This window comes from Roseburia sp. AF02-12, assembly GCF_003461765.1.
GTDB classification, from domain to species: domain Bacteria; phylum Bacillota; class Clostridia; order Lachnospirales; family Lachnospiraceae; genus Roseburia_C; species Roseburia_C amylophila.
The window spans coordinates 755555-768180 of record NZ_QTXS01000002.1 but is presented as its reverse complement, the minus strand read 5'-3'; the positions used below and the strand labels follow the sequence as shown (position 1 = coordinate 768180).

Genomic DNA, 12626 nt, shown 5'->3' with positions numbered 1-12626 from the left:
CTAAGCTGTCGGCATTTTTCGTCTCGGCAGGCAGACCTTAAATGTTGTCCGGCCATTTTCACTCATTACACGGATGGTTCCTCCATGCAGATCCACCAGTTCCTTTGCGATGGCAAGTCCCAGACCCGCTCCTCCGCTGTTGGTCTGTCTCGCTTCATCCCGCCGATAGAATTTATCAAAAATACGCTGCTGTTCTTCCGGTGATATGGTCTGCCCCTGATTACTGAACAGGATAACCGTTCCCGGTGGCTCCTCCCATGCGGAAATGACAATGGTACTGTCCGGGTTGCTGTAGGCAATGGCATTTTTCAATATGTTATTAAAAATACGTGCCAGCTTATCTGCATCCCCATATACTTTGCAGTTTTCATCAGCCTGTATTTCCACTTTCTTATGTTCCGGTGCAAGAAGCGGGTACACTTCATCCGACAGCTGCATCAGCATATAATAAAGATCTATCTCTGTCGTTGCCAGTTCAATATCCTGCCGGTTAAAACGGGTAATGTCAAAAAATTCATTCACCAGAACTTCCAGTCTCAGTGCTTTGTCCAGGGTGACATGGATAAATTTATCCTGCTGCTCTTTTGAAATATCCGGCATCTCCTCTAATAATTTCAGATACCCAATCACAGAGGTAAGCGGCGTCCGGATATCGTGGGCAAGATACAATACCAACTCATCCTTCTTCTTCTCTGCCATCTGAATATCATAAAGCTGCCGGTTTAAAGTTGCATTCACGCTGTTTAACTTTTCTTCCATGGCAGCCATTTCCTTCGACATGCGGATCTGTCTGCCATCATGATGCACCAATGCATTGATTCCATTATCAATTTCCTGAAAATATTTTGTAAATGAATTTAAAAAGAAATAAAACATCAGACAGAATACCAGTGCAATTGCCCCAAAGAAAATCAGTTCGAAGTGATTTCCGATATTATGCCAATAGAAATCTCTCGCATCTTCATAAGTCATGCTGGTAAAATCATAAAGAAACCTTACAATTCCATCCGCAAATCTGCCCTGCAGCACATACTGGTAGAGAAACCAGATGCCAAAGAAAGCTCCTGCCATCAGTAATACAATCCGGGAAAATATTTTTCGTCTTACCGGTGCAAAATCCAGTTTTTTCTTATTATTGTCATCTTTCAATCTTATATCCCACTCCCCATATTGTCTTAATGTATTTTGGACGTTCACCGGTATCCTTAAGTTTCTCCCGCAGATGCCGGATGTGAACGGTTATGGTATTGTTGCTTTTGCTATAATATTCGTCTTTCCAGATAATATGAAACAGCTCTTCCGCACTGAGTACCCTGCCTTTTGCTTCACACAACGCCTGCAAAATCGTAAATTCTGTCGGTGTAAGTGAAATCTCATCTCCATCCAGATAGCATTCATGTGCACATTTCTTTAACAAAATTCCACGGCATATAATAGTATCATCCGATTCCGTTCCTGCATGATTTGATGCATACGTTCCATCTGCCGCATCATATGAACCATTTGCAGATGTATTTTCTATTATATTACCGTCAAAAGACATATTCTCTGCCGGCTGGTCCGTCCTTGCTCCATAGCGCTCATAACGGCGTAACTGTGCCTTCACTCTTGCAACCAGTTCCAGCGGAAGAAACGGTTTTGTCACATAATCATCTGCTCCTATGGTAAGTCCGGTTACTTTATCCACTTCGGAATCTTTTGCAGTTAACATAATAACCGGATAATTCTCTTTTTTTCGAATCCGGCGGCACAGCTCCAGTCCACTAATCCCCGGCAGCATAATATCCAAAATTGCAAGGTCAATTTTCTCATGCTCTATTGCATCTATTGCTGTATCTCCATCGTAACACTTGATTACGTCAAACTTCTCACTTACCAGATATATCTCTACTAAGTCTGCAATCTCCTTCTCATCATCCACCACAAGAATACGGTTTTTCATAAAAATCCCTCCTGCCTGTCTGCTATTCCAAACACATTATAGCATACAGGCAAAGGAGGGATTCCTTATTATTTATTAAGATTTACTGAACTTTGCCAACATGGCGGTGAGGATGAATCCGCCATAAACCCGGTGCAAAAATCACTAACATCGGGTATAATTCCAATCGACCAACCAGCATGTCAAACATCAATACCAGCTTGGATAAAACACTGAACCCACCAAAGTTACCGGTCGGTCCTACCCTGTTAAGTCCCGGTCCGACATTATTAAAGGTTGCCATAACTGCTGTAAAGTTCGTTGTCATATCAAAATTATCAAGACTGATTAACAACACTGATACGATAAGAATAACAACATAGCCTGCCAGATAGCATAACACAGTCTTTACCACATTATCCGGTATTCGTCTTCCGTCCATATGTACCTTCTGCACACTTCTCGGATGGGTCACAGACATAATTTCATTACGGACAGATTTTACCATAATAATGAGACGGGAAACCTTAAATCCACCGCCGGTACTTTCTGCACAGGCTCCTACAAACATTAAAAGCACCAGAATCATTCTTGAAAATTCCGGCCAGAGATTAAAATCTGCCGTGGCAAATCCTGTAGTACTGATAACAGATGCCACCTGAAAGATTGCCTGCTGGAATGCTTTTCCAAAAGAAGCAAAGCTGGCTCTGATATTAAATGCAATAAGCAGTGCCGAACCGAATACTATCAAAAGATAGTAACGCATTTCCTCACACATCAGTGCTTCCTTCGGCCGCTTAATCAAAAACATATAATATACAGTAAAATTAATGGAACAGATAATCATAAATACCGTAATGATAATCTGCACCGCTGTACTATAAGATGCTATACTACTGTTCAATAGTCCAAATCCACCGGTTCCCACGGTACCAAAGGTCAATGTCATGGAATCAAAGAGTGGCATTCCTGCTATTAACAGCGCAATAATCTCAATCACCGTAAAGATTACATAGATTCCATAGAGAATCATTGCAGTAGTCTTTACCTTTGGAACCAGTTTTCCAACAGATGGTCCCGGGCTTTCTGCACGCATCAGATGCATGCTGGAGCTGTCGGAAAGGGGCATGACTGCCATAATAAATACCAGCACACCCATACCACCGATCCAGTGGGTAAAGCAACGCCAGAAAGCTGTTCCACGGGAAAGTGCCGCTACATCACTTAAGATACTTGAGCCTGTTGTCGTAAAGCCGGAAATTGTCTCAAATAACGCATCAATATAAGATGGAAATTCTCCGGTTAAATACATTGGCAATGCACCAATCAGACTGAGGATTATCCAGCTTAATGCAACTGCTGCAAATCCTTCTTTTGAATAAAATACACTGCTCTTCGGTTTTCTTCTTCTGCCCCAAAACCCAATCAGCATACAGGCAAGTCCGGTAATCAGATATAAAAAGCCTTCCTTTTCCTGATAAATACCTGCTGTTGCTGCCGGAAGCAGAAGAAAGATTCCCTCGAAGCATATAACACTGCTTAATATGTATCGAATCATGGAATAATTCATGACAAGCCTCCTACCTTAATGCATCCCGGATATCATGTAACCCTGTCGTCGTGGTAACAAGAATTACCGTATCTCCCACTTCAATTACACTCTGTCCTTTTGGAATGGTCACTTTTCCTTTATGGGTGATACATCCAATCAGCATCTTAGGTTTCAAGCGAAGATCCTGCAGTGGAATTCCAACCACCGGAGAACCCTCTTTAATTAAAAATTCCAGTGCTTCTACCCGGTTATCATTCAGCTTGTACAATGTCTCAATATTACTTCCCATGGAGTTTTTCATGGCACGTACATACTTGATAATACTCTCGGAAGTAATGAATTTCGGATAAATAATACTTCCTACATCTAACTGGTCAATAATATCATCATAAGAAATACGATGAACTTTAGTAATCAGTTTTGCAGAAGATAAACTCTTTGCAAACAATGCCAGCATGATATTCTCTTCATCAAAATTAGTGGTCGCTACAAAGGCTTCTGTCTCTAACAATCCCTCTTCGATTAAAAGGTCTTTATCTGTTGCATCGCCACAGATAATCATCGCCTTTGGAACCATTTCATTTAATTCTTCGCAGCGTTCTTCGTCACGTTCTACAATTTTGACACGGATACCCATTTCCAAAAGCTGCTTTGCAAGATAAACAGAAGTTCTTCCTCCACCGACAATCAGTGCATCTCTCGCAGAAGAAGTAGGTACTCCTAACTTTTTAAAGAATTCAATCGTCTTAGCCTGTGTTCCTACAATGGAAATCTCATCCCTGGCTTTCAACTCAAAATTACCATCCGGAATATATACTTCATCTCCACGCTCAACCACTGCTATCAGTACGTCACAATGCAGTCTGCTTCCCATATCCTTAAGCTGCATATTACAAAGAGGGTTGTCCTCCTCAATCCGGTAGTTGACTAATTCCACCCGGCTCTTGGCAAATGAATCCACTTTGAGCGCGGAAGGGAATTTCAGCAGTCTCGCCATTTCACGTGCTGCTGCAAGCTGTGGATTGATAATCATGGACAACCCTAATTCCTCTTTAATAAAACCTATTTCTCTACTGTATACAGGATTACTGACTCTTGCAATCGTATGGCAGCCTCCTGCTTTTTTTGCGATCAGACAGCATAAAAGATTCAGTTCATCTGAACCTGTCACTGCAATCATAAGGTCTGCATCTGCAATCCCTGCATCTGTCTGTGCATTAAAACTTGCACCATTTCCAATAATTCCCATTACATCACATACATTGGTCACTGCCTCTACAGCCTGCTGTCTGCAATCAATTACTGTAATATCATGTTTTTCTTTACTAAGCTGTTCTGCAAGTGTTGCACCTACATTACCACAGCCCACTATAATTATCTTCATAGCTTCTCCTATGCTTGTTCTCATACATATTTATTGGTCGTTGAAGCAAATACCTATGACGAATTATAGCAGACTTTATAAATAATGCAATCCCGGTTTTACCCAATCCTAATTCTGGGCAAATCTTGCCAGGAACTGCTTTGTTCTCTCTTCTTTCGGATGCTCGATTACTTCCTTCGGGTCACCCTGTTCAATAATATAACCGCCATCCATAAAAATGACACGGTCAGCCACATCTCTGGCAAATGCCATCTCATGGGTTACAATTACCATGGTCATATGCTCACTTGCCAGCTGACGGATTACTTTTAAGATTTCTCCGGTAAGCTCCGGATCTAATGCGGAGGTTGGCTCATCGAAGAATAAAATCTGTGGATGAAGTGCTAACGCTCTTGCAATGGCAACTCTCTGCTGCTGTCCACCAGAAAGCTGGCATGGATAGCAGTCTGCCTTATCGGATAACCCCATTTTTTCAAGAAGCTCCATTGCTTCTTTCTTTACTTCTTCTTTATTCCGCTTCTGCACATGTACCGGTGCATCCATCAGATTCTTTAACACGGAATAATGTGGAAACAGATTAAAGTTCTGAAATACCAGTCCGAAATATCCCTGAATCTTTTTTAATTCTGCGTTTCCCACATACTGGGATTTTCCATCCGCACCGGTTGACACCGCATGCTCACCGAGATAAACCAGTTCTCCTTCATCCATAGTCTCAAGAAGTGTGGCACAACGCAGCAGTGTTGATTTACCGGAACCGGACGGACCGATAATTGCTACAACCTCCCCCTGTTCCACGGAGAGTGAAATATCATGAAGTACATCTACAGCCCCAAAGCTTTTCTTTACATTCTTTATCTCTAACAGCTTCATTCTTTTCCTCTCCTTACTTATAATAACTCAGTTTCTTTTCAATTCGTTCCATGATAAATGCCACTACAAAGTTAAAGATGTAGTAGAAAAGTCCTGCTACAAACAATGGCATGATGCTGCTGACACGGGCTGCAATCTGTTTTGCAATGGTAAACATTTCTGCATAAGCCAGTACAAATGCCATGGAAGTATCTTTTACCAGTGTAATAACTTCATTGGTTACCGGCGGCACCACGCGTTTTACCATCTGCGGGAAAATGATTTTACAGAAGGTCTGTGCCTTAGAGTATCCTAATACTTTGGCTGCTTCATACTGTCCTACCGGGATTCCTTCGATTCCTGCACGATAAATCTCTGCGAAATATGCCGCATAATTAATGGAGAAACCAATGATTGTTGCATAAAAGCTATACTCTTTGGAGATTCGGATTCCAAATAGGTAATATGGTCCGAAATACACCACCAAAAGCTGAAGCATCAGCGGAGTTCCACGCATAATGGATATGTATAATTTTACAAGCCACTGCACCGGCTTAATCCGTGACTTTCTTCCAAATGCCACCAAAAGTCCTAACGGCAGTGAAAATACCAATGTTAATACAAATATAGAAAGTGATGCCAGCATACCGGAACCCAGCTGCTGTGCTACAGCAATAAATGACATATCTATTCTCCTAAGCAAACCATTTCTGGTAAATTATAATCTGTGTAGTTATTTACGATAGTAGTAAATGTTCCATCTTTTACCATCTCATCCAAGGTCTTCTGAACCTGGTCTTTTAACTCTGTATTACCTTTTTTAAATCCGATTGCATACTGCTCGCTGGATACCTGTTCATCCAACATACGGAAAGCATCTCCTCTGGATGACATCTGGTATTTTGCTACTCCGATATCCAATACTACTGCATCTACAGCACCGGACTCCAAGTTCATAAATGCAGTATTGTAATCAGCTACCTGCTGAAGTTCAGCAAAAGATGCAGTCAGCTCTTTATTTTCATCGGTTGCATCATCTCCCTGTAATGCTGCAAGTCCTGAAGAATCAGCCTGGACGTCTACTACTTTTCCTGCCAGATCTGATAATTTATTAATATCCGAATCTTTTGCAACAACTACAACGATACTGTTGTCTACATATGGATCAGAGAATGTATAATCATCTTCTCTTCCGTTCATGGTAAATCCGTTCCAGATACAGTCAATGGAACCTGACTCTAATTCCATATCTTTTGAATCCCAGTTAATTGGTTTCTTTACCAGTTCCCATCCGTTACGGTCGCATACTTCCTGTGCCAGTTCAAGGTCAAATCCGGTATAATCTCCATCCTCATCCATATAACCATATGGTGGAAATTCTGCATCAAATCCTACAACAAACTGGGTACGGTCTGAACCATTGTCGCTCTTTGCATTTTCAGTATTCTGGACAGATACATTGTCTTTCTTATCTGCATCCTTACTTCCACAGCCAGCCAGTGACACGGTCATTGCGGCTGCCAGTAAAACAGTCAACATTTTCTTCTTCATAATAGAGTTCCTCCTCTTTTTGTAACTTCTTTTTATTAAGTTCTTTTTCTATCACTTTAGTATACTACCATGATAAATCAGTAATGTAAATCATTTTCTATATTAATTTCAGGTTGTCAGCCGATAAATTTTAGACTAAAATTGGGCATATACCTGAATAATCCATAGGTGCTTGCGAATGGGGAGAGTTTTTGCGAAAAATATTATGCGATTCACAGGGAAATTTCTCTTTCGATACAAAATACCACAATTCTAAAATGCATCTTTTGCTTGTTATTATTAAAACCGTCTTTCCAATGTTTGTCAGAATAGCAGCGCGGTTCGTCGAAGTACAGATGCCTGATAAAGGCTGTTAGGGGCACTTGGAATTTCGTCTGGCAACAGGCAACGCTGGTACAGGGATGTACCAGCGAGGCACATTTGAACATGGATGTGAATTTGTGCCGGTTGCCAGATGAAAACAGCATTATACCGAAATTCCTAGTGCCCCTTGCAGGCATTATGTGGCATCTGCCCTCGACGGACAGTACTGCTATTCAGCCAAAGCAACCGGAAAGACAGTTTACAAACAAGCAAAAGACGCATTCTAAGAACTGTTGGCATTTTGTATCGGATAAAGAGAAATTTCCCTGTGAACCGGCGTAATATTATTGCAGGAAATCCTCTCCCCCTTTCGCAAGCACCTATGCAATCAATGATAAAAGGAGATATTACACCATGAATATACCAAATGACCCAGTCATGTTATTAAGTTACATCAATACACAGCTTCGGGATTTCTACCCTACCTTAAATGAACTCTGTTCTGCATTAAATCTTTCGAAAGATGAGCTCTGCAGCAAGCTTTCTGCCATCGACTACGAATATGATGAGGAAGCAAACCAGTTTGTATAAATGTGGTCTGTTGTGGTGGTAGGAAAGGCATTTGCAGAGTGGCTGCGTGCAGATACTTGGAAAATGTTCTTTCCCTCTCAGCATCAAAAATAACCACATTTATACCAACCGTTCTGATACACATAACGAAAGGAGTATCCCATGTCACTTTACGAAGACCTTTTGCAAAAACAATTTCTGCCCCACGCCTATGAAGACTGGGCAGAGTATCGCAATGCCATCAGCAACTATCTGATTGCCTCTACTGCTGCTGACAGCTCCCTCGCTATCTTTGGTGCCGGCTGTTGTAACGACTGGGATTTATCGCTACTTGCCGGACACTTTTCATCGATTACTTTAATTGATAATAATCTTCCTGCCATGAAACAGGCTCTTAAACGCTATCAGCTGGAATCTTATCCTACCATTCACCTTGACGAATGCAATCTTACCGGTTTATACAGCAGTGACTACGAGAATTTCTGTAATACACTCTTTGAGCAGAAAAAGCTCTTTGGTGCTTCCATCGATACGGAGCTTCCGGTCAGTACGGCACTGGCATTTCTGCATCAGACTTATGAGAAAGCCAAAAAGCATGTCATACGCTATGGCAGCCATGCTTTTGATTATTCTGTAGCTTTTGGTCTTCACAGCCAGCTTAATAATATGGCTGCGTGGATCTGGGATACCATTGCAGAAGCCTGTCACTGGCAGGACGAACGGGTAACGGAATATATTGCCTCCCAGACCGATGAGATTGTAAAACGGGTTAATGATACCATTTTGCTTTCTACCGGGAAAGACGCTTTCTTTGGAAATGAACGGACTTCTTCCCTTAATGATTCTCCCATAAGCGGCGCCATGGAATGCATTTTAGACATCAAAAAACGTTACCCCGGCTGCCAGGCAGCTCTCGTTCCATGGAATTTTAATCCGGAACTTGGGGTAACGTACGAAATGCTGTTACAACATGTAACACTATAAATCAATTCTATGACTGTACGAACTGGCTGTTATAAAGGGCTGCATAGAAGCCGTTCTTCCGAAGCAGTTCTTCATGATTGCCCTGTTCGATAATATGTCCGTCTTTCATAACCAGAATAATGTCTGCCTCTTCAATGGTAGACAGACGATGGGCAACGATAAAACTGGTTCTTCCCTTCATCATCCGGCCAAAAGCTTCCTGAATCTTCATCTCAGTTCGTGTGTCAATCGATGAAGTTGCTTCATCCAAAATCAGCATTGGCGGCAGGCAAAGCATAACTCTGGCAATGCAAAGAAGCTGTTTCTGTCCCTGGGAAAGATTGCCACCGTCCTCTGCAATTACCGTATCATAGCCCTTGGGCAGACGTTTGATAAAATTATGGGCATGGGAAGCTTTTGCTGCCTCCATGATTTCTTCATCGGTAGCATCCGGTTTTCCCATACAGATGTTCTCACGAATGGTTCCCTCCTTTAACCAGGTTTCCTGCAATACCATACCATAGCTGCTGCGCAGGCTGCTTCTTGTCATATCTTTAACCGGCACGCCGCTGACACGGATGATTCCGCTGTTGACATCATAGAACCGCATCAGAAGATTAATCAATGTTGTCTTACCGCATCCGGTCGGTCCGACAATTGCCACACGCTCACCCGGATTGACATGGAGATTAAAATCCTCAATCAGCTTCTGCCCCGGCTCATAAGAGAAGTAAACATGCTCTAAATCCACATCTCCCTTTACTTCCTCTAATACCACTGCATCTTCTGCATCCGGTACCTGTGCCTCTTCATCAATCAGCTCAAATACTCTTGCTGCACAAGCCAGTGCATTCTGTAACTCAGTTACGACACCGGAAATCTCATTAAAAGGCTTCGTATACTGATTTGCATAACTTAAGAAACAGGATAACTGCCCAACACTGATTCCACCATGGATAGCTGAAACTGCGCCAAACACGCCAACACCTGCATAAACTAACGCATTGATAAAACGGGTACTCGGATTGGTAATGCTGGAAAAGAATAAGGCACGAAGGGAATATTTTTCCAGTCTTCCATTAATTTCATCGAAACTTTCCAACGCCTCATCTTCATGGGAAAATGCCTGGACAATTTTCTGGTTTCCAATCATTTCATCGATTAAAGCAGTCTGCTCTCCTCTTGTTTCCGACTGCAGCTTAAACATGGAGAATGTTTTCTTTGCAATGAATCCTGCTACCACAAAAGACAACGGTGTTAAAAATACTACCACTGCCGTAATCTTTACATTGACGCTCAACATAAAGCCTAATGTTCCGACAATTGTTACCACACCGGTAAACAACTGGGTAAAACCCATTAGAAGTCCGTCTGCGAACTGGTCTACATCCGCAATTACGCGGCTGACTATTTCACCGTAGGAATGAGCGTCTAAATATTTCAGTGGAAGAATCTCTATTTTGCGGATAGCATCCTTACGGATATCCCGGACAATATTATAAGTCATCTTATTGTTGCAGACATTCATAATCCACTGGGCAGCTGCCGTAATCAGAATGACTACCACCATTTTCTTAAGGATCGGTGTAATATAAGTAAAATCCACTTTTCCTTTGTCTACGACATAATCAATGGCATCTCCGGTAAGAATCGGAATGTATAAGGTTAAAATTACACTGAGCACCGCTAATGCAATGGACAAACCTAAGAATAACCAGTACTTTTTCATATACTTAAGGATTCTTCCAAGGGTTTCCTTCTGTCTTGATTCCTTTTTCATATCAGTGTCCTCCTTCCGTCCTCTTAAACTGCGAATAATAGATTTCCTGATATACGCTGCAATCCTTTAACAATTCTTCATGGGTGCCGGTTCCTGCAACAGTTCCATCATCTAATACGATAATCTTATCGGCATACATAATGGATGCGGCACGCTGTGATACGATAAATACGGTCGGACGGTTTGGCATATTATGAATTGCCTGACGCAGTTTAGCATCGGTAGCATAATCCAGTGCAGATGAGCTGTCGTCCATGATAAGGATTTCCGGCTGTTTTACCAGTGCTCTGGCAATTGTAAGACGCTGCTTTTGTCCACCGGAGAAATTCTTTCCACCCTGTTCTACTTCCGCATCCAGCTTACCGTCTTTCTTATCTACAACTTCTGCTGCCTGTGCAACGGAAAGTGCCTGCTGCATCTCTTCTTCCGTCGCATCCTCTTTGCCCCAGGCAAGATTGCTTCGGACGGTTCCCGCAAACAGCACTGCTTTCTGCGGCACAATACCAATCTTATCTCTTAAATCCGTAATCTTATATTCCCGGACATCCATGCCATCTACCATAACCTGTCCCTCCGTGACATCATAGAAACGAGGAATCAGATTGACCACAGAGGACTTCCCGGAACCGGTTCCACCGATAATACCAATGGTATCTCCTGGCTTTGCTTTAAAATCAATGCCGGTTAAGGTATCTGCTCCGGCACCTTTATAACGCATGGAAACATTGCGGAATTCTACGGTATATCCGGTATCTTCCTTTTTGCTTCCATTTCCATCCACCATGGAAGTTTCCATCTCAAAAATACTCTGCACGCGGTTTCCACAGGCAATTGCCTTGGTTACCGTAATAATCAGGTTTGCAAGCTTTACTAATTCCACCAGAATCTGGGACATATAGTTTACCAGTGCTACTACTTCACCCTGTGAAATCTTTCCGATATTTACCTGAATTGCACCTGTCCAGATAAGAATAACCAGTGCCGCGTTGATGATAATATAGGTAAGCGGATTCATCAATGCTGAAATTTTTCCTACGAAGAGCTGTACATCCGTCAGCCTCTCATTACTCTCATCAAAATCTGCAATTTCTTCCTGCTCTTTATTAAAGGCACGGATAACACGGCTTCCGGTCAGATTCTCCCTTGTTACTCCAAGGACTTTATCTAAAGATGCCTGCACCCGGCGGAACAACGGAATTGTAATTATCATAATTCCAAATACCACAACGGATAAAACAGGAATCGTTACCACAAAGATAAGCGCTGCCTTTACATCAATGGTAAATGCCATAATCATGGCACCAAATACAATAAAAGGAGAACGCAAAAACAGACGGAGTACCATATTGACACCGGACTGTGCCTGATTGATATCACTGGTCATTCTGGTAATCATGGTATCCGTTCCTGCGGTATCCATCTCTGTATAGGACAATTTCTGAATATGGTCAAATAATGCATGACGTACCTTAGTTGCAAAACCTACTGCCGCTTTTGCTGCAAAATACTGTGCAGTAATGGAACAGGTCAGTCCCACTAATGCCAGCAAAATCAAGATTCCACACATTTTCAAGATAAATCCGCCATCTTTATTGCCAATACCGGTATCAATGATTGCTGCCATAACCAAAGGCACAAACAATTCAAAGGATGCCTCTAATAATTTAAATAATGGACTTAAAATGCTCTCTTTTTTGTAATCCTTTAAAAAACGCAATAACTTTCTCACTGTACCTGCTCCTAATTAGTG

General features: G+C 42.0%; 11 protein-coding genes. 2 read left to right on the top strand and 9 right to left on the bottom strand.

The window, feature by feature from the left end:
• From DV740_RS13035 to DV740_RS13005, 7 genes are all read right to left on the bottom strand, one after another.
• Positions 1-1149, bottom strand: coding sequence for a sensor histidine kinase (locus DV740_RS13035; RefSeq protein WP_242994317.1), 1149 nt, complete (start codon positions 1147-1149; stop codon positions 1-3).
• Positions 1139-1942 carry a response regulator transcription factor gene (locus tag DV740_RS15125; protein ID WP_117840626.1) on the bottom strand — a complete coding sequence of 268 codons (804 nt, stop codon included), beginning with the start codon at positions 1940-1942 and terminating at the stop codon, positions 1139-1141. The genes DV740_RS13035 and DV740_RS15125 overlap by 11 nt, the downstream gene beginning before the upstream one ends.
• Positions 1943-2024: 82 nt before the next feature.
• The gene (locus tag DV740_RS13025) at positions 2025-3491 is read right to left on the bottom strand and encodes a TrkH family potassium uptake protein (protein WP_118088283.1); all 1467 of its coding nucleotides are present in this window, start codon (positions 3489-3491) and stop codon (positions 2025-2027) included.
• A 10-nt stretch (positions 3492-3501) separates the two neighbouring features.
• Entirely contained in the window at positions 3502-4857 is a 1356-nt protein-coding gene (gene trkA / locus DV740_RS13020; protein WP_117697604.1) for a Trk system potassium transporter TrkA, read from the bottom strand.
• A 108-nt stretch (positions 4858-4965) separates the two neighbouring features.
• A complete protein-coding gene (locus DV740_RS13015; RefSeq protein WP_022243953.1) occupies positions 4966-5730 on the bottom strand; it encodes an amino acid ABC transporter ATP-binding protein in 765 nt (254 codons plus the stop codon).
• A 13-nt stretch (positions 5731-5743) separates the two neighbouring features.
• Complete coding sequence (locus DV740_RS13010; protein ID WP_022243952.1) at positions 5744-6394, bottom strand: amino acid ABC transporter permease; 651 nt, start codon at positions 6392-6394, stop codon at positions 5744-5746.
• Between the two features lie 2 nt (positions 6395-6396).
• Positions 6397-7260, bottom strand: a complete 864-nt coding sequence (locus tag DV740_RS13005) for an amino acid ABC transporter substrate-binding protein (protein ID WP_117840621.1) — start codon at positions 7258-7260, stop codon at positions 6397-6399.
• Positions 7261-7977: 717 nt separating this feature from the next.
• Between DV740_RS13005 and DV740_RS13000 the strand changes: the two genes are divergently transcribed.
• Both DV740_RS13000 and DV740_RS12995 read left to right on the top strand, forming a co-directional pair.
• The gene (locus DV740_RS13000) at positions 7978-8154 is read left to right on the top strand and encodes a DUF4250 domain-containing protein (protein WP_022243949.1); all 177 of its coding nucleotides are present in this window, start codon (positions 7978-7980) and stop codon (positions 8152-8154) included.
• Positions 8155-8295: 141 nt separating this feature from the next.
• On the top strand, positions 8296-9117 hold the full coding sequence (locus tag DV740_RS12995; protein ID WP_118088282.1) for a hypothetical protein: 822 nt from the start codon (positions 8296-8298) through the stop codon (positions 9115-9117).
• 7 nt (positions 9118-9124) lie between these two features.
• Here the strand turns inward: DV740_RS12995 and DV740_RS12990 are convergent, their stop codons facing one another.
• Entirely contained in the window at positions 9125-10876 is a 1752-nt protein-coding gene (locus DV740_RS12990) for an ABC transporter ATP-binding protein (protein WP_118088281.1), read from the bottom strand.
• Position 10877: 1 nt separating this feature from the next.
• Positions 10878-12605 (bottom strand): ABC transporter ATP-binding protein, encoded by a 1728-nt coding sequence (locus tag DV740_RS12985; protein ID WP_118088280.1) that lies wholly within the window; start codon positions 12603-12605, stop codon positions 10878-10880.
• Positions 12606-12626: the final 21 nt, after the last annotated feature.

Bases quoted from the DNA above. Each gene is read 5' to 3' on its own strand.
- DV740_RS15125 (WP_117840626.1), bottom strand. From the start codon at position 1,942: ATGAAAAACCGTATTCTTGTGGTGGATGATGAGAAGGAGATTGCAGAC.
- DV740_RS13000 (WP_022243949.1), top strand. From the start codon at position 7,978: ATGAATATACCAAATGACCCAGTCATGTTATTAAGTTACATCAATACA.
- trkA (WP_117697604.1), bottom strand. From the start codon at position 4,857: ATGAAGATAATTATAGTGGGCTGTGGTAATGTAGGTGCAACACTTGCA.
- DV740_RS12990 (WP_118088281.1), bottom strand. From the start codon at position 10,876: ATGAAAAAGGAATCAAGACAGAAGGAAACCCTTGGAAGAATCCTTAAG.
- DV740_RS13010 (WP_022243952.1), bottom strand. From the start codon at position 6,394: ATGTCATTTATTGCTGTAGCACAGCAGCTGGGTTCCGGTATGCTGGCA.
- DV740_RS13025 (WP_118088283.1), bottom strand. From the start codon at position 3,491: ATGAATTATTCCATGATTCGATACATATTAAGCAGTGTTATATGCTTC.
- DV740_RS13015 (WP_022243953.1), bottom strand. From the start codon at position 5,730: ATGAAGCTGTTAGAGATAAAGAATGTAAAGAAAAGCTTTGGGGCTGTA.
- DV740_RS12995 (WP_118088282.1), top strand. From the start codon at position 8,296: ATGTCACTTTACGAAGACCTTTTGCAAAAACAATTTCTGCCCCACGCC.
- DV740_RS13005 (WP_117840621.1), bottom strand. From the start codon at position 7,260: ATGAAGAAGAAAATGTTGACTGTTTTACTGGCAGCCGCAATGACCGTG.